The following is a 16833-nucleotide window of genomic DNA, read 5'->3' as shown; positions in this document are numbered from 1 at the left end:
AATCTTCGGAGAACACTCATGATTCCAGTCATCCTGTCCGGTGGTAGCGGTTCGCGTCTGTGGCCGCTGTCGCGCAAACAATTCCCCAAGCAGTTCCTGGCCCTGACCGGTGAACACACCTTGTTCCAGCAAACCTTGTCGCGCCTGGTGTTCGAAGGCATGGACACGCCGATGGTGGTCTGCAACAAGGACCACAAATTCATCGTCAACGAACAACTGAGCAACCTCAAACTGCAAACCCAGGCCATCCTTCTCGAACCCTTCGGCCGCAACACCGCACCGGCTGTGGCGCTGGCGGCAATGAAGCTGGTCAATGAAGGGCGTGACGAGCTGATGCTGGTGCTGCCGGCCGACCACGTGATCGACGACCAGAAAGCCCTGCAACGCGCCTTGGCGCTGGCCACGGTAGCGGCCGAGCGTGGCGAGATGGTGCTGTTCGGTGTGCCGGCGACCAAAGCGGAAACCGGCTATGGCTATATCAAGTCGAGCCAGGACGCGCTGCTGCCCGAAGGCGTCAGCCGGGTCGCCCAGTTCGTCGAAAAGCCGGATGAAAAACGTGCCAAGGAGTTCGTCCAGGCCGGTGGCTATTTCTGGAACAGCGGCATGTTCCTGTTCCGTGCCAGCCGCTTCCTCGAAGAGCTGAAAAAACATGACCCGGACATCTACGATACCTGCCTGCTGACCCTGGAACGTAGCCAGGAAGACGGCGACGAGTTGAGTATCGATGACGCCACCTTTGCCTGCTGCCCGGACAACTCCATCGACTACGCAGTGATGGAAAAGACCCAACGCGCCTGCGTGGTGCCGCTCAGTGCTGGCTGGAGCGATGTCGGCTGCTGGTCGTCGCTGTGGGACGTGCATGAGAAAGACAGCAACGGCAACGTCACCAAGGGCGACGTCGTCGTCCAGGACAGCCGCAACTGCATGATCCACGGCAACGGCAAGCTGGTGTCGGTGATCGGCCTGGAGAACATCGTCGTGGTCGAGACCAAGGACGCCATGATGATTGCCCACAAGGACAAGGTCCAGGGCGTCAAACAGCTGGTCAACACCCTCAACGAGCAGGGCCGCAGCGAAACCCAGAACCATTGCGAAGTGTACCGGCCGTGGGGCTCCTACGACTCGGTGGACATGGGTGGGCGTTTCCAGGTCAAGCACATCACCGTCAAGCCGGGCGCCTGCCTGTCGCTGCAGATGCACCACCACCGTGCCGAACACTGGATCGTGGTGTCGGGCACAGCCGAAGTGACCTGCGACGAGAACGTGTTCCTGCTCACCGAGAACCAGTCCACCTACATCCCGATCGCCTCGGTGCACCGCCTGCGCAACCCGGGCAAGATCCCGCTGGAGATCATCGAGGTGCAGTCGGGCAGCTACCTGGGTGAAGACGATATCGAGCGCTTCGAAGATATCTACGGACGCTCGACGCCGCTTGAGCGCGGGATTTCGATCAAGACTATCGCGCAGTAAGATTTCGCTCCTGCAGGCACCGCACTAGCCTGTAGGAGCGGATTCATCCGCGATGGGGCGCGTAGCGGCCCCAAAAGATGGGACTGCTTCGCAGTCCATCGCGGATGAATCCGCTCCTACAGGCATCCCTCCAGATGTTTTTACGGTTACGATGAAAGCACACCCGCACACAAGGTTTGCTCCATGATCATCGGCGCCCTGCTCGTCCTCACCTGGCTGGTCCTGCTGTTGCGCTATCCGGCCAAGGCCCTGCCCATTTCCCTGGCGGCAGTATTCGGTCTGGGGATGGTGGCGCTGTGGGTGGTCTGGCAGGACAACCGTGAAACCCGGCAACTGGCCCGCCTCGACCTGCGCCTGACCTACTCCCCCGAACAGTGCCCAGCCGATCGCCCGCTGCGCGTGTACATGAAAAATGGCAACGACGTGCCCCTGCAAACATTGCGCTGGCGCGTAGCCGCCTACGCACCAGGCGACAGCGTCAACCTCACTGAAAACACCTACAGCGCACCGCGTTATCGTGGCCCAGGCGAACTGCAGCCGGGAACCGAGTGGAGTGACTGCCTGCCCCTGCCGCCGCTGCGCTCCGGTTATCGCCCGACATCCCTGGAGTTCAGGGCCGAACAACTGCGCGGCAGTTTTGCCAACTAACGAAGGATCGTCCATGCCCATCGTACTCATCACCGGTTGTTCCAGCGGCATCGGCCGCGCGCTTGCCGACTGCTTCAAAAATGCTGGCTATGAGGTCTGGGCCACTGCGCGTAAAGCCGAAGATGTGGCGACCCTGCAGACCGCCGGCTTCACCGGGCGCCAGCTAGACGTCAACGATGCCCAGGCGTTGCAAACCTTGAGCGAGGAAATCGAGTCGGCCCATGGTGGCCTCGATATCCTCATCAACAATGCCGGCTACGGCGCCATGGGCCCGCTGCTCGATGGCGGTGTCGAGGCCATGCAGCGCCAGTTCGAAACCAACGTGTTCGCCCTGGTCGGTGTCACCCGGGCGCTGTTCCCGGCGTTGCGTCGAAACAAAGGCCTGGTGGTAAACATCGGCAGCGTCTCCGGCGTGCTGGTGACGCCCTTTGCCGGTGCTTACTGCGCCTCCAAAGCTGCCGTGCATGCCCTGAGCGATGCCCTGCGTCTGGAACTGGCACCGATGGGTATCCGGGTCATGGAGGTTCAACCGGGGGCGATTGCCACGCAGTTTGCCGATAACGCCCAGACCCAGGCTGAACAGGTGCTGGCTGCCGATTCGCCGTGGTGGCCATTGCGCGAACAGATTCACGCCCGCGCCCGCGCTTCCCAGGACCACCCGACTTCCGCCAGCGACTTCGCCCAAGGCCTGCTGGCTGCCGTGCAAAAGCAGCCTGTGCCGTCCTTGGTGCGCCTGGGCAATGGCAGCCGTGCGCTGCCGCTGCTGGCGCGCTGGTTGCCGCGCACACTGCTGGATACGGTGCTGAAGAAGCGCTTCGGCCTTAGCCGCCCGCTGTAACTGCGACACTCATGGCCGGGTCGAAAGCCTGCCAGCCTCCCCCCAGCGCCTTGTACAAACCAACCAGGGCCTGGGACACCGCCGCCGAACTCTCGACCCACTGCTCCTGGCTGGCCAGCAAGGCGCCCTGCACGCTGAGCACATTGAGGAAGTCCACCGCGCCTTCCACGTATTGTTGCTGCGCGGTCTGCAAGGCAATGCGGTTCTGGCGCACCGCTTCGGCCAACAGGTCGCGACGCAACTGGCTGGCGTTGTACAAGCGCAACACGTCATCGATTTCATGCCAGGCGCGCAGCACTACCTGCTGGTAGTGCAAGGCGGCTTCCTGCTGCTGGGCTTCGCGTAACTCAAGTACGCCACGCAAGCGGCCGCCTTCGAAGATCGGCAGACTCAACTGTGGCCCGATGCCGAAACGCCGCGAATCCCAACCGCCAAAATCGGACAGCTGCATCGATTGAAAGCCGACATTGCCCGACAGGCGAATGCTCGGATAGAAATCCGCCTTGGCTACGCCGATGCTGGCCGTAGCAGCATGCAGTTGCGCTTCGGCCTGGAGAATGTCCGGGCGGCGCTCAGCCAGCTCCGAGGGTATGCCAATGGCAAAGCGTTGCTGTGGCGCCGGCATCGCACCGGGTGCCAGCAGTTCAGCCTGCAAGCTGCGCGGTGGTTCGGCGAGCAGCAGGCTCAGGGCGTTGATCAACTGCGCCTGACGCTCCTCCAGGGTTGGCAGACGCGCCTCGATCGAGGCTACCTGAGCGCTGGCCTGGGCGACATCCAGGGCGGTGGCGACACCGTCACGCAAGCGCATCTGTGACAAACGCAAGCTGTGGCGCGAGACCTCCAGGTTTTCCCGGGTCACAGCCAGGGTGCTCTGCACTGCGCGCAACTGGATGTAATTGCCGGCGGTCTCGGCCAGCAATGACAGCAGCACGCCGCGCCGATCGTTCTCGGCGACTTCGACCACGGCATCGGCCGCTTCGACCTGACGCCGCACGCGGCCCCACAAATCCAGCTCCCAACTGGCCGTCAGATCACCCTGCCAGAGGTTGAAGGCCGACTTGCCGCCCTTGCCAGACGGGTCATTCAAGCCCTCTGCGCTGTTTCGGGCGCGGCTGTAGCCAGCGTCGAGATCGACCGCAGGCGTTTGTTCGGAAGCGATGCTGGTGCGCAACGCACGGCTTTGCAGCAGACGCGCGCTGGCAATCTGCAGGTCGAGGTTACGCTGACTGGCACGCTCGATCAGGGCACTGAGCCTGGCGTCATCAAAACGCTCCCACCAGCGTTGCTCCAGCGGCTCGGCCTGGGCCTGACTCGGCGCCGGCGTTTCTTGCAGCGGTGCCCAGGCGGCCGGTGCCTGGCTGGCAGGCTTGTGGAAGTCCGGGCCCAGGGTGCAGCCGGCCAGCAGGCCGAGCAGCAAGGGGCATAAGGCAAACGCAGGTTTCATCGGACGCTGACCTCTTTACCGGAGGTGATTCTGGCGCCGGTATCGATCTTCGCTACCACCGACATGCCAACCCGCAGACGCTGCAGCAAGGGCTGATCGGCATCGAAAACGATTTTCACCGGAATGCGCTGCACCACCTTGGTGAAGTTGCCGGTGGCGTTGTCCGGCTTGACCGCAGCGAAGGTCACCCCGGTCGCCGGGGCAATGCTTTCGACCCGACCGTGCAGATACTCATCGGCGAAGGTATCGACACGGATCTGCACCGGTTGCCCGGGCTGCACATGGGTCAGCTGGGTTTCCTGAAAGTTGCCGACCACATAGGCGTGCTCCAGCGGCACCACCGACAGCAGCCGGGCGCCGGGATTGACGTAAGCGCCAATGCGCACCGCGCGCTCGCCAACCATACCGTCGATAGGCGCAACGATACGGGTATAGGACAGATCCAGCTGAGCCCGCTCAAGGCTCGCCTGGGCATGCTTGAGGCCACCCTCGGCGCTGTCGACTTGCGCGCTGAGGATATCCACCTGCTTGCGCGCTGCGGCCAGCGCTGCCTGCGAATTGGCCAGCCGGGCACTGGCCTGGTCGACCCGGCTACGCGCCTGCTGGGCGTTCTGAACAGTACCGGCGCCTTGCTCGGCCAGACGGCTGTGGCGGGTCAGTTCATGGTTGGCGAACGCCAGCTCGGCCTGGTCGGCATTCACCGCTGCTTGCGCCTGGGCGATCAGCGACGCCTGGCGTTCGAGGGTCGCCCGCGCATTGTGCTGCTGCGCGGTGGACACCAGCAGTTGCGCCTGTGCCGCCGCCAGGGCCGCCTGATAATCACGGTCGTCGATCAGCGCCAGCACCTGGCCGGCCTTGACCTGCTGGTTATCCTCGACCAGCACTTGGGTAATAAAGCCTGCCACCTTCGGCGCGACCACGGTGTAATCGGCTGAAACATAGGCATCGTTGGTGCTCTGCTCGGTGTCGCTGCCCAGCAGCATTGGGCCGAAGACACCGGCCAGGCCGGCAACCACCAGCGCGGCAACGATCAAGGCGGTTTTTCGATGGGTCGTTATTGTCGTCATGTCGTTCTCTCAGAACAGGAACCTAGGCCACCGCGCGCGGTGGATAGATTCGTGTAGGCACAAAAGGAATCAGCAGAATCAGTGCTGCAGCGAGCACCGCCATGCACAGGTAAAGGTCAGCCGAGGCCAGCACCAGCGCCTGCTCGTGAATGCGCTTGGCCAGGCCCGGCGCGAGGCTGTCGGTCAACGGCGCGTTGCCCAGGTTGTCGACCAGCGTATTGGAATGAAAATGCCGGCGCAGTGTGGTCAGCGCCTCCAGTACGCCGGTGGCGACCACCGAGGCCAGGCCCTTGACGGTGTTGAACCAGGCCGAAGCAAACGGGCCGTCCTGCGGAGTCATGCCGCCGGTGGCCAGCATCAGCAACGGCAACACCGCCATGGGTTGGCCGAAGATGTGCAACATCTGCAGCAGGTAGAAATTGTCGCGAATCCACACGCTGGTGAGCTGGCTACCAAGCACACAGGACAACGCCAGCATGCCCAGGCCAATGGCCAGGACCCAGCGGCAGTCGACTGCGCGGATATTGCACAGCGCCGCGGTCAACGGCAGCGCCAGTAGCTGCGGCAAGGCCACCAGCAGCAACAATGGCGCGGTCTGCGCGGGGCGATAGCCCTGGATCTGGGCGAGGTAACTGGAGGGGATGAGGATCGCTGCGGTCAGCACGATCAGGACACCAAACAAGGTCACCAGAGCATGGGTCAGGTTGCGGGTCTTGAGCATCTGCAGCTTGAAGAACGGCAAGGGCTCGGACCACTCGTTGCACAGGAACAGCACCAGCAACACCAGGCCACCGCCCAGTAGCCAGCAGATCAACGGCGAGTTGAACCAGCCCATGCGATCACCCAGGGTCAGGCCGATCACCAGCGCACAGATCGCCGGCAAACCGAGCACCAGGCCGCGCCAGTCAAACTGCTTGAAACGCTCCAGGCGCAGCGGATCCTGAGGTAAGCCCCAGGCCACACAGGCCATGGCCAGCAACGACGGCAGGATGATCTGCCAGAACGCCCACTGCCAACCGACATACTCGGTCCACAACCCCGCCAGCGGCGTGCCCAGGTTCGGCCCGAAGGTAGCGGTCAGGGCGTAACCGGCTAGACCATAGACCTTGATCCCCGGCGGCAGAAAGCGCAGCGCGACACTCATCAGCATCGGCGGCAGCGCGCCCGAGGCCAAGCCCTGCAGAGTGCGCAGCAGCATCAGGCTGGCGAGGTTCGGGGCATAGGGTTGTAACAGCCCGAGCAGGGCGAAGGCGCTGATCGCACAGAGGGTGAAGCGGCGCAGGGAAAAGGTTGCCGCCAGCCACGGTGAAAAGGCCATGGCCGAAACCGACGCCGCCGCATACACCGCAATCAGCCAGGCACCTTCATCGGCACCGATGAACATGCCACCACGAATGTCCGCCAGCGACGCCTTGGTGACCATCTCGTTGAGGCCGGCGCAGAGCACCGCCAGCAACACACCCAGCAACCCGACCACAATGCGCAGGCCAAATGCCACCGGCACAGGTGCGGCAGCAGAAGGCAGCGCAGTTAACGAACTCATTACAGACATCTCCGGGGTGAACAACTACCGGCAGAAGTCTATGAAGCGGCAATGATGACGGAAACTGACATATTGGCAGTTTACTAGTGCAGCAAACGCACGCCTGCTATCAAGGGTTCTCGCCGCAGCAGGCTTTCAGGGTCTGGCGCAGCCAGCGGTGCGCCGGATCGTTGTCAAAGCGCGGGTGCCAGGCCTGCATCACCGTCACCCGCTCCATCGGCAGCGGAATGCGGAACGAGCGCAGCGGCAGCCCCAGCTTGGTCACGCTGGTGAGGATATTGGCCGGCATCGGCAGCAGCAGATCGGAGTCCGGCAGAGAGAACATCGCCGAGTGAAAACTCGGGGTGATCAGCGCGACGTGCCGTTGCACCTTGTAATTGGCCAGCTCGATATCAATCGGCCCATTGGCGCGGCCACGACGCGACACGCTGATCTGCGGGTAGGCGGCAAAACGCTCGGGGGTGATCGGTGCCTCGAAGATCGGGTGGTCCTGACGGGCCAGGCCTACGTAGATAGTATTGAACAGGCTCTGCACCTTGATTTCCGGGCCCAGATCAACCGTCGAGCTGACGATCAGGTCGGTGCGTCCATCGCGCAGCACGGCATCGTCATCACCACCGCTCTCCGGCACGAAGCGCAGCACGGTACGCGGCGCCTGCTCGTGCATGGTACGCAGCAGTTGCGCGCCATACAGGGCAATGAACAGGTCATTGGTGCGAATGTTGAACGCCCGCTCCAGCGTACTCAGGTCGACTTCCTCACGGCTGCGGAACACCAGCCCGGCCTGTTCGACCAGCGCCCGCACCTGCTCATGCAGCGCCAGTGCCCGCGGTGTCGGCACCAGACCACGGCCGGCACGGACCAGAATCGGGTCGCCGATGGCTTCGCGGATACGCCCCAGGGTCCGGCTCATGGCCGCAGGGCTCAGGTTCATGCGCCGTGCGGCGCCGACCACACTGCCCTCATCGAGCAACGCATCGAGGGCGACCAACAGGTTCATATCCGGAATCTGCATTGCCAGGTATCCATAGGGTTAGAAAGACTGATGTTAACAGCTAGGCAGCGGCCACCGGGTTGCGCTGCACACAACTACACAGTGCATGCCAGGCCATTTATCCGCGCCCGGCCTTGGCCAACAATACTCGGCTTGATAGTCGCCCAGTGGAGGTGTGCATGCTCAGTCCCGTGTTGATCGCCATCGATGGCTCCAGCGCCTCCCAGGGCTTGCTGGAGCTTGCGCAACAGTACTGCCAGCCAGCCCGCCATCGTTTGCAGGTGCTGCTGGCGGTCGACAGTGCCTTCTCCCTGAGCGATGGCCCCGGTGCGATCAGCCTGTACGAACAACAGGAGTTTCCGGCGGCCACGGACGAGCAACGTCATGCTGTTGCCGCCGTGCAACAGGCGTTGCGACGCTTGCGGGAGCTGGGCTTCGAAAGTGAAGGCAAGCTGGCTCAGGACGAGCCGGTGGCGGCAATTGTCAATGCAGCCCGGCGGCTTGATTGTGCGTTGATCATCATCGGTCATCGCCACCTGAACCGCCTGGGGCGGTTGCTGGATCCGTCGATCAGCAACAAGGTTATCGATCAGGTGAGCTGCCCGGTGCTGGTGGATTCGCGCAGCACCTGAAAGCGCTTCGCGGGGCAAGCCCGCTCCTACCGGTTCACTCTGTGGGAGCGGGCTTGCCATCCGCAGCCCCACCTATCACCCCCTCCTCCCGTCTCCTCCCCTCCCCCCCCCCCCCGCGATGGCTTCACCACCACCGTACAAGTCGTCCCCGCCGCCAGCAAAAACCCTTCTGGCACTTCATCGATATGAATCCGCACCGGCACCCGCTGCGCCAGGCGCACCCAGTTGAAGGTCGGGTTGACGTCGGCAATCAGCTCGCGGCTTTCCGGGTTGTCGCGGTCGTAGATGCCGCGGGAAATACTCTCCACATGGCCCTTGAGCACTTCACCGCTCATCATCTGCAAGTCAGCCTGGTCGCCGACTTTGACATGGGGCAGCTTGGTTTCTTCGAAGAAGCCGTAAACCCAGAATGAATCCTTGTCGACCACTGCCATCTTCGGCTCACCGGTGCGCGCATAGTCACCACGGTGTACGTTGAGGTTGGTCACGTAGCCGTCGACGGTGGCGAGGATCTTCGTCCGTTTGAGATCCAGCTCCGCCGCCGCCAGTTGCGCCTGAGCGTGCTGGTAGTCGGCCAGCGCCGAGTTGGCGATGTTGCTGGCGTCGTCACGGTTCTCGCGGGAGATCACCAGGTTGTCCATGTCGGCCCGCCGATGGGCGTTGACCTTGCGCATTTCCCAGGTGGCCTTGCGTGAGGCGACCAGGGCCTGGGCCTGCTTGACCGCCACTTGGTAATGCTCAGGGTCGATCTGCAGCAGCAGGTCGCCCTTCTTCACCAACTGGTTGTCACGCACCGGCACATCGACCACGTAGCCCGGTACATCGGCGGCGACGTTGATGATGTCGGCGCGTACCCGCCCGTCCCGGGTCCAGGGCGTATTCATGTAGTGCACCCAGAGCTGGCGGCCGATCACCACGGCAGCAGCCAGCACGAGCAAGGTGGCGATCAGGCTGAAAAACTTTTTCATCAACAGGGTCTCAACGGTAGAGAGTCAGGGCCATGGAACCGAACAAGCAGATAAACAGACACAGGCGCAGCAACGCCGGGTGCCAGAAAAAGCGGTAGCCGTCGTAGCTGGCGATAAACCGGTCCAGCCCCCAGGCAAGCCCGGCGGCGAACAGGAACATCAGGGTCATGGTCGGCATGTAGACGCCATGGAAGGCGATTTCACGGGGCATGGGGCAGTCCTTGGGCCGGGGCCAGTGCGGCCAGCGGCGACTGGGGGTCAAGCAGCGAAGTACGGATGAAATGCAGGTAGCTCTGCACACGGCGCAGGGCCGAGGTGTCGAAGTGGCGGGCAAAGGGTTCGTCAGTGGCCTGCACCCGGCTGATGGCGTGATCGACGGCGACCAGGGCACGCTCGTGATTGCTCACGCTCGGTTGCAGGAACAGTCGCGCCAGGGCGCGCCCCATGACCCGGATCGCCTGGCGCCAGGGTTGCGACTCGGCATAGCACGGGTGCACCGGCAGGATCGCCTGCTCCTTGCGCAGCTCGATGATCGCGTGCCCCACCTCCAGCACCAGGAACATCCAGCGCAGCAGGTTGCTCTGTACCTGAGGTTTACCGGCGGCCAGACCATAGGCCTGGTGCAGCAGGTCGCGGGTGCGGCTTTCAAAGCCCGACCCCAGGCCTCGCAAGCGCCCGCTGATGGCGAACAGCACCTGGCTGCGCAAGTCCTGCTCCAGGCGGCTCCATAACCAGCGGCTGTTCGGCGGCAGGATGATTGCCCCGGCAGCGGCACACACCAGCATGCCGATAACCATGGCGATGTAGTCGTTGATGAAGTTGTAAGGGTTGTAGACCGTCAGATTGTCCGGCACCGAACCTGTGGCGAAGAAGATCAGCAGTCCCAGGCCGACACCGGCGTATGCCGGTCGCGAAGCGAGGAACGCACCGAGCACGAATACCGGTGCCAGCACCAGGCACAGCAAGGGGAAGCCATCGATCCAGGGGAACACGAAAAAGGTTTCGAAAAAACCGATGAAGGCCCCGATCAAGGTTCCGCAGGCCATCTGGAACGACATTCTTTTAGGGTTCGGCGAAGCCGCCGACAAGCCCACGGTGGCGGCGGCGATCAAGGTCATCATTGCCCCGCTGGGCCATGCCGTCATGATCCAGAAACTGCCCAGCACCAGGAGGATGAATGAGGCACGTAACCCTGCGGCCAACGACACCATCCAGTTGGTCTGCGCCACGTAGGGTTCGTCCCACTGCTCGCGGGCATGGTTGTGCGCGGCCAGCGACGCGTGGGTCAGGGCGTAGCTGTGCAGGTCATCGACAAAGCGGTACAACAGTTCGTAGGCGGTATGGAAGTCGAGCAGATCGGCATCGCTCGGCCCGGTCTCGACATACGCAGCGCGCATACTGCGCACCCGCTCGGGCAAGCCTTCCTTGTAGGCCGCCAGTTGCTCGGCCAGGCGCGCCGCATCGGCACTGGTCAACGCCCGGCCGGCATAGGCATCGAGCAGTTCGGTCAAAGCCTTGAGGCCGGGTTCGATCGCCGTGACGATCTGCAGCGGGCCGCGCAGACGCAAGCGTTCAAGCAGCTGGTGCAAGGCATTGAAGCGCGTGGTGATGGCCATGAACTCGCTGTTCATACGCCCCAGGCGACCGTTGCGACGGCGCATGTGCGGGTCCTCGAAAGCGGTGACATTACGCAGGCTTTCCAGGCCCACCGCTTCGGCGATAAAACGCACGTTGCTGCTTTCAAAACGATCACGCTGGCTATCGCCCCGCAGACCTTCGACAACGAAACCGGCGAACACCCCAAAGCGCTGGTACAGGGCGTTACGCATCGCCGCACCGGCCGACTGCGGCAGGATCGCGGCGCTGACCAGAGTCGACACGAGAATCCCCAGGGAGATTTCCAGCACCCGCCAGACCGCCGCCATGAACGCGCCGTCGGGGTGTTGCAAGGCCGGCAGGCCGACCATCGCCGCGGTGTATCCGGCCAGCACGAAACCGTAGGCCTGAAAGGTCCGATAGCGCATGGCGCCGGCCGAGCACAGGCCGACCCAGATCGCCAGGCTGGGCAAGAACAGTTCGGTGTTCTGCGGAAACAGGGCGATCAAGGTGACCATCATCGACGAGCCGGCCAAGGTGCCCAGCAAGCGCCAGAAGCTCTTGGCAAACACGTGCCCGCTCTGCGGCTGCATGACGATGAACACGGTGATCATCGCCGTGCGCGGCTGCGGCAACTCCAGGCGCATGGCCAGCCACAGGGTCAGGAACGCGGCACTGAGGACCTTGAAGATATAGACCCAGGTCACTCCGTCGGTGCGTGCCCACTCGAAGAAACCACGGCGCCACTCAAGGCTTGCCAGCCAGCGAAACGGCAGGGTCAGTGCGGTCATTCGGCGTGGTCCGGCTTGTCGAAGATGGCCAGGGTCGCCGGGGTTTTCGGCGCCTGTTGCAGGTCTTCATCCGGTACGTCGTTGCCGGCACCCAGGCCACCACCCAGGGCGGTCACCAGCTCGGCATGCGCGGTCAGACGCGCCGCCTGGACCTGCTGCTGAACCTGTTGCTGGCGAAACAGCAAGGTCTGGGCGTTGAGCACATTGAGGTAATCGGTCAGGCCGCGCTGGAAGGCGATCATGGCGATGTCGTAGGTCTTCTGCGCCGACGCCACCGACTCGGCGGCAAAGTGCTGCTGCTCGTTCATCGACTCACGGCGAATCAACTGGTCGGAAATGCCCTTGAGCGCCTCGACCACGGTCTGGTTGTAACGCGCCACGGCGATGTCATAACCGGCCGAAGCGACACCCAGCTGCGAGCGCAGGCGGCCACTGTCGAACACCGGCAGGCTGATGGCAGGGCCGACGTTGTAGTTGAACTTGCGCCCGGTCAGGAACTCCAGCGGACCGCCGCCGGTAGCCATGAAGCCGAGGCCGCCGACCAGATCGACGTTGGGGAAAAAGCCGGCATGGGCGACGTCGATGCCGCGTGCCTGCGCCGCGACCTGCCAGCGGCTGGCGACCACGTCCGGACGCTGGCCAACCAGTTCGGCAGGCAATGCCGAGGGCAGTTTCAACGCCGCACCAAGGGCCAGTTGCGGACGCTGCAATTGCGCGCCCTGCCCCGGACCTTTACCGGCCAACGCGGCCAGCTGGTTACGCGCCAGGGCGATTTCTTCGTTCAGCGCATCGAGCTGGCGATGGGTCTCCGGCAGCGGCGTCTGTGCCTGGCTGACTTCGAAATGGGTGCCGATACCACCGGCCAGGCGGCGTTCGGCCAGGGCCAGGATCTGCTCCTGCTGTTCGAGTTCAGCCTTGACGATATCGCGCTGGGCAAAGTGCAGGGACAGCTGGATGTACACCTTGACGATGTTGTTCTGCAGTTCCAGCTGGGCCTGGCGCAACTGCGCCGCGCTCATATGGGCCATGTCCACGGCCTGCTCGCTGGCATTGCGCTCGCGGCCCCAGAGGTCCAGGGCATAACTGAAGCCGAGGGCAGCGTTGTTGTCCCAGGTGTTGGCCCCGGACAACGCCCCCGGGCCGTAGAACTGGTCTTCCGGCCAGTTGTGGCGCTTGAGCGTCGACTCGCCGTTTACCTGCAGTTTCTCGGCCGACTCGATCACCCCGGCCATGGCTTTTGCCTCACGCACCCGTGCGGCGGCCATGGCCATGCTCGGGCTGTCGTTGACCGCCAGGGCGATCCAGCGGTCCAGTTGTGGATCGCCATAGGCGCGCCACCACTGCTGGTCAGGCCAGTGGGCATCACGGGCGGCCGCGCGGATCGCCTCGTCGGTGGTCAGGGTATTGGCTTGCAGCGTCTTGCTTTGCGGGGCAATGCCCCAGGTTCCGATACAGCCGCTCAAGGTCAAGCTAAGGGCACAGACACTGAGCGCATTCAGCGCTCTGATGATGCGACGCGGCACAGCTGCGAATTCCCGACATAGAAGGTGGATGACGCTAGGAGACGCAATTCTAGGGGGCCGCTGCACTGGCGATAAGCGTGTATTACTGCGAATCTTTGTTACGAAAACAGCGATAATCCGGCTTTAGTCTGAAGACCGCCTCGGTTACTTCATGTCACAATTTGTCGTCTACTTTGAGAGCGACCCATGGACACCCTGCAAAACATGCGTGCTTTTAGTTGCGTAGCCCAGGTCGGCAGCTTTACTGCCGCGGCTGTGCAACTGGATACGACCACCGCCAACGTCTCGCGGGCGGTCTCCAATCTTGAAGCCCATCTGCAAACCCGCCTGCTCAACCGCACCACCCGGCGCATCGCCCTGACAGAAGCCGGCAAGCGTTACCTGATGCGCTGCGAACAGATCCTCACCTATGTCGAGGAAGCCGAAGCTGAAGCCAGCGATGCCCATGCGCGCCCGGCCGGGCAATTGAAAGTGCATTCGATGACTGGCGTCGGCCAGCATTTCGTCATCGATGCCATTGCCCGCTATCGCGAAACCCATCCGGACGTGACCTTCGACCTGACCATGGCCAACCGCGTGCCGGACCTGCTCGACGAGGGCTACGATGTGTCCATCGTGCTGGCCAGCGAGCTGCCCGACTCGGGCTTCGTCTCCCAGCGCCTGGGCATTACCTACAGCATCGTCTGCGCCTCGCCCGACTATGTGAAACGCAACGGTGTCGCGCACAAACCCAGCGACCTGCTCAATCACGCCTGCCTGCGCATGGTCAGCCCGGTGATCCCGCTGGAGAAGTGGCTGTTCGACGGCCCGGAAGGCCAGGAAGTGGTCAACATTACCCAGGCACCGTTCCAGGTGAACTCGGCCGATGCGATGAAGACCGCGATCCGCAGTGGCATGGGCGTGGGTGTACTGCCGATCTATTCGGCCATCGACGGTCTGCGCGACGGCTCGCTGGTGCGGGTGATGCCGGAGTACCGCTTGCAGGAGCTGAACCTCTACGCGATCTACCCCTCGCGCCAGTACCTGGATGCCAAGATCAAGACCTGGGTCGAGTACCTGCGCAACTCGCTGCCGGAAATCCTCGCTGCCCACGAGGCAGACCTGAAGACCCACGAGCTGCTCATCGCCAACTGAACCATCGCGGGGGGGGGGGGGGGGGGGGGGGGGGGGGGGGGGGGGGGGGGGGAAGGGGAAAGAAAAAACAAACAAACCAAGGAGAGGGAGCCCATGCACACGCAGCTGCCGACCTGACCTCCCCTCCCGCTCCTCCGCCCCCCCCCCCCCCCCGCGAAAGGGCCACACAACCATCACCGACTTGCAGAGAAGTAGCCGATGAAAAAGACCGTCCTTGCCTTCAGCCGCATCACCCCGGCGATGGTCGAACGCCTGCAGCAAGACTTCAACGTAATCGTGCCGAACCCCAAGCTCGGCGATATCAGTGCCCAGTTCAACGAGGCCCTGCCCGACGCTCACGGCTTGATCGGCGTGGGCCGCAAGCTTGGCGAAGCGCAACTGGCCAACGCCAGCAAGCTGGAAGTGGTGTCGAGTGTGTCGGTGGGCTACGACAACTACGACCTGAACTACTTCAACGAGCGCGGCATTGCCCTGACCAACACCCCCGACGTGCTGACCGAAAGCACTGCCGACCTGGGTTTCGCCTTGCTCATGGGCTGTGCCCGGCGTGTCGCCGAGCTCGATGCCTGGACCAAGGCCGGGCAATGGCAGGCCACCGTCGGCCCGGCGCAGTTCGGTAGCGATGTACACGGCAAAACCCTGGGGATCGTCGGCCTGGGCAACATCGGTGCGGCGATTGCCCGCCGTGGACGCTTTGGCTTCAACATGCCGATCATCTACAGCGGCAACTCGCGCAAGACTGCGCTGGAACAAGAGCTCGGCGCCCAGTTCCGCAGCCTTGACGAGTTGCTGGCCGAAGCCGATTTCGTTTGCCTGGTAGTGCCGCTTGGCGCCCAGACCAAACACCTGATCAGCAGCCGTGAACTGCAGTTGATGAAGCCCAGCGCCTTCCTGATCAACGTATCGCGTGGGCCGGTGGTGGATGAGGCCGCGCTGGTGGAAGCACTGCGCACCAACACCATTCGCGGTGCCGGGCTGGACGTGTACGAGAAGGAGCCGCTGGCTGAATCACCGCTGTTCCAGCTGCCCAACGCCCTGACCCTGCCGCATGTCGGTTCGGCCACCGCCGAAACCCGTGAAGCCATGGCTAACCGGGCGATTGATAACCTGCGCAGTGCCCTGCTCGGTGAGCGTCCGGGGGATCTGGTCAATCCGCAGGTGTGGAAGTAAAAGCTATCGCGGGGCAAGCCCGCTCCCACCGGCATATGGTGCAAGCCCGCTCCCACCGGCATATCACAGCCTCGGTGGGAGCGGGCTTGCCCCGCGAAAAGGCCTACCTCAAAGCAACAGCAGCAACGGCAACCTTGGCCTTGAGCTTCCTGAACACCAGCACATTCCCCAGCATCACCAGCACCAGGCCAAACAGCGCAGGTGCCGTCCACTGATAGCCCTCGTAGAACGCCGACACATTCAACGCCACCAGCGGGAACAGCACCGTGCAATACGCCGCGCGTTCCGGCCCCATGCGTCCGACCAGGGTCAGGTAGGCAGTAAAGCCAATCACCGAGCCCGGAATCACCAGGTACAGCAGCGAGCCGATGTAGCGCGTATTCCATTCCATATCGAACGGAATGCCGCTGAACAGGCAATACAGCGCAAGCATCCCGGCCCCGTAGAGCATGCCCCAGGCGTTGGTGGTCATGGGCCGCAAGCCGGCCTTTTGTTGCAGGCTGGAGAGCATATTGCCCGCGGAGAAGCACAAGGTGCCCAGCAAGGCCAGGGCCAGGCCGATCAGGGTTTCGCGACTGGCGGCATGCCCTGACAGCTCGGGCCAGAACAGCAGACCCAAGCCACACAAGCCAAGTGCGCCGCCAGCGAGCACATTGGCGGCGATCTTCTGGCCGAAGAACACCCGGGCATTGAGTGCGTTCCACAAGGTTGCAGTGGAGAACACCACGGCGATCAGGCCGCTGGGAATCCATTGGCTGGCCGTGAGGAAACACATGAAGTTGACGCAGAACAGGCAGAACCCCTGGGCCAGGCAGATGCCATGACCACGCCGGTTCATCGGCTGCAGGCGACGGCTGAGCAACAGGATGGCGAACAGGATCAGTCCGGCCAGGGCAAAGCGATAGACAATCGATACGGGAATGGCGACCACACCCAGCTGTAGTTTCAGGGCAATCCAGGTAGTGCCCCAAATCAACACGGTCAGCAGGTACAACGACAGGTTCATGGCAGAGCT

General features: G+C 63.2%; 15 protein-coding genes. 6 read left to right on the top strand and 9 right to left on the bottom strand.

From position 1 onward, the window contains the following. Positions 1-18 precede the first annotated feature (18 nt). The 3 genes from ACO6VD_RS05710 (at position 19) to ACO6VD_RS05700 (ending at position 2956) form a co-directional block, all read left to right on the top strand. A complete protein-coding gene (locus ACO6VD_RS05710; RefSeq protein ID WP_422417590.1) occupies positions 19-1470 on the top strand; it encodes a mannose-1-phosphate guanylyltransferase/mannose-6-phosphate isomerase in 1452 nt (483 codons plus the stop codon). A gap of 183 nt (positions 1471-1653) precedes the next feature. Beyond that, positions 1654-2118, top strand: coding sequence for a multidrug transporter (locus tag ACO6VD_RS05705; protein WP_422417588.1), 465 nt, complete (start codon positions 1654-1656; stop codon positions 2116-2118). A 13-nt stretch (positions 2119-2131) separates the two neighbouring features. Continuing rightward, the gene (locus ACO6VD_RS05700; RefSeq protein ID WP_422417586.1) at positions 2132-2956 is read left to right on the top strand and encodes an SDR family oxidoreductase; all 825 of its coding nucleotides are present in this window, start codon (positions 2132-2134) and stop codon (positions 2954-2956) included. Here the strand turns inward: ACO6VD_RS05700 and ACO6VD_RS05695 are convergent. From ACO6VD_RS05695 to ACO6VD_RS05680, 4 genes are all read right to left on the bottom strand, one after another. Next, positions 2940-4400, bottom strand: coding sequence for an efflux transporter outer membrane subunit (locus tag ACO6VD_RS05695; protein ID WP_422417585.1), 1461 nt, complete (start codon positions 4398-4400; stop codon positions 2940-2942). The two genes, ACO6VD_RS05700 and ACO6VD_RS05695, sit on opposite strands and share 17 nt — an antisense overlap. Further along, complete coding sequence (locus tag ACO6VD_RS05690; protein WP_422417633.1) at positions 4397-5458, bottom strand: HlyD family secretion protein; 1062 nt, start codon at positions 5456-5458, stop codon at positions 4397-4399. Before ACO6VD_RS05690 ends, ACO6VD_RS05695 begins: the two co-directional genes overlap by 4 nt. 31 nt (positions 5459-5489) lie before the next feature. Continuing rightward, complete coding sequence (locus tag ACO6VD_RS05685) at positions 5490-7010, bottom strand: MFS transporter (RefSeq protein ID WP_422417584.1); 1521 nt, start codon at positions 7008-7010, stop codon at positions 5490-5492. 109 nt (positions 7011-7119) lie between these two features. Next, positions 7120-8025: a LysR family transcriptional regulator gene (locus ACO6VD_RS05680; RefSeq protein WP_422417583.1), complete on the bottom strand. Its 906-nt coding sequence runs from the start codon at positions 8023-8025 to the stop codon at positions 7120-7122. Positions 8026-8183: 158 nt separating this feature from the next. On the opposite strand from ACO6VD_RS05680, the gene ACO6VD_RS05675 reads away from it, so the two are divergent. Continuing rightward, positions 8184-8636, top strand: coding sequence for a universal stress protein (locus ACO6VD_RS05675; RefSeq protein ID WP_422417582.1), 453 nt, complete (start codon positions 8184-8186; stop codon positions 8634-8636). Between the two features lie 26 nt (positions 8637-8662). On the opposite strand, the gene ACO6VD_RS05670 is transcribed toward ACO6VD_RS05675, so the two are convergent. Genes ACO6VD_RS05670 through ACO6VD_RS05655 form a run of 4 tightly spaced genes read right to left on the bottom strand, consistent with a single transcriptional unit; the run spans position 8663 to position 13514 of the window. After that, complete coding sequence (locus ACO6VD_RS05670; protein ID WP_422417581.1) at positions 8663-9604, bottom strand: efflux RND transporter periplasmic adaptor subunit; 942 nt, start codon at positions 9602-9604, stop codon at positions 8663-8665. A gap of 10 nt (positions 9605-9614) precedes the next feature. Next, positions 9615-9815 carry a DUF1656 domain-containing protein gene (locus tag ACO6VD_RS05665; RefSeq protein WP_038607063.1) on the bottom strand — a complete coding sequence of 67 codons (201 nt, stop codon included), beginning with the start codon at positions 9813-9815 and terminating at the stop codon, positions 9615-9617. Beyond that, complete coding sequence (locus ACO6VD_RS05660) at positions 9805-11991, bottom strand: FUSC family protein (protein WP_422417580.1); 2187 nt, start codon at positions 11989-11991, stop codon at positions 9805-9807. The genes ACO6VD_RS05665 and ACO6VD_RS05660 overlap by 11 nt, the downstream gene beginning before the upstream one ends. Next, entirely contained in the window at positions 11988-13514 is a 1527-nt protein-coding gene (locus tag ACO6VD_RS05655; protein ID WP_422417579.1) for an efflux transporter outer membrane subunit, read from the bottom strand. The genes ACO6VD_RS05660 and ACO6VD_RS05655 overlap by 4 nt, the downstream gene beginning before the upstream one ends. Before the next feature lie 186 nt (positions 13515-13700). Here ACO6VD_RS05655 and ACO6VD_RS05650 point away from each other — a divergent pair, with 186 nt between their 5' ends. Further along, positions 13701-14648 (top strand): LysR family transcriptional regulator, encoded by a 948-nt coding sequence (locus tag ACO6VD_RS05650; RefSeq protein ID WP_400169896.1) that lies wholly within the window; start codon positions 13701-13703, stop codon positions 14646-14648. A gap of 198 nt (positions 14649-14846) precedes the next feature. Beyond that, complete coding sequence (locus tag ACO6VD_RS05645; RefSeq protein WP_422417578.1) at positions 14847-15818, top strand: 2-hydroxyacid dehydrogenase; 972 nt, start codon at positions 14847-14849, stop codon at positions 15816-15818. 103 nt (positions 15819-15921) lie between these two features. Here the strand turns inward: ACO6VD_RS05645 and ACO6VD_RS05640 are convergent, their stop codons facing one another. Continuing rightward, complete coding sequence (locus ACO6VD_RS05640) at positions 15922-16824, bottom strand: DMT family transporter (RefSeq protein WP_422417577.1); 903 nt, start codon at positions 16822-16824, stop codon at positions 15922-15924. Between the last annotated feature and the right edge of the window lie 9 nt (positions 16825-16833).

It is taken from the genome of Pseudomonas sp. GZD-222, from assembly GCF_049310525.1.
Lineage (GTDB): Bacteria > Pseudomonadota > Gammaproteobacteria > Pseudomonadales > Pseudomonadaceae > Aquipseudomonas.
The sequence above is the reverse complement of the archived record's forward strand: the minus strand, read 5'-3'. Positions and strand labels throughout refer to the sequence as shown.

Bases quoted from the DNA above. Each gene is read 5' to 3' on its own strand.
- ACO6VD_RS05710 (WP_422417590.1), top strand. From the start codon at position 19: ATGATTCCAGTCATCCTGTCCGGTGGTAGCGGTTCGCGTCTGTGGCCG.
- ACO6VD_RS05705 (WP_422417588.1), top strand. From the start codon at position 1,654: ATGATCATCGGCGCCCTGCTCGTCCTCACCTGGCTGGTCCTGCTGTTG.
- ACO6VD_RS05700 (WP_422417586.1), top strand. From the start codon at position 2,132: ATGCCCATCGTACTCATCACCGGTTGTTCCAGCGGCATCGGCCGCGCG.
- ACO6VD_RS05695 (WP_422417585.1), bottom strand. From the start codon at position 4,400: ATGAAACCTGCGTTTGCCTTATGCCCCTTGCTGCTCGGCCTGCTGGCC.
- ACO6VD_RS05685 (WP_422417584.1), bottom strand. From the start codon at position 7,010: ATGAGTTCGTTAACTGCGCTGCCTTCTGCTGCCGCACCTGTGCCGGTG.
- ACO6VD_RS05680 (WP_422417583.1), bottom strand. From the start codon at position 8,025: ATGCAGATTCCGGATATGAACCTGTTGGTCGCCCTCGATGCGTTGCTC.
- ACO6VD_RS05675 (WP_422417582.1), top strand. From the start codon at position 8,184: ATGCTCAGTCCCGTGTTGATCGCCATCGATGGCTCCAGCGCCTCCCAG.
- ACO6VD_RS05670 (WP_422417581.1), bottom strand. From the start codon at position 9,604: ATGAAAAAGTTTTTCAGCCTGATCGCCACCTTGCTCGTGCTGGCTGCT.
- ACO6VD_RS05665 (WP_038607063.1), bottom strand. From the start codon at position 9,815: ATGCCCCGTGAAATCGCCTTCCATGGCGTCTACATGCCGACCATGACC.
- ACO6VD_RS05660 (WP_422417580.1), bottom strand. From the start codon at position 11,991: ATGACCGCACTGACCCTGCCGTTTCGCTGGCTGGCAAGCCTTGAGTGG.
- ACO6VD_RS05650 (WP_400169896.1), top strand. From the start codon at position 13,701: ATGGACACCCTGCAAAACATGCGTGCTTTTAGTTGCGTAGCCCAGGTC.
- ACO6VD_RS05645 (WP_422417578.1), top strand. From the start codon at position 14,847: ATGAAAAAGACCGTCCTTGCCTTCAGCCGCATCACCCCGGCGATGGTC.
- ACO6VD_RS05640 (WP_422417577.1), bottom strand. From the start codon at position 16,824: ATGAACCTGTCGTTGTACCTGCTGACCGTGTTGATTTGGGGCACTACC.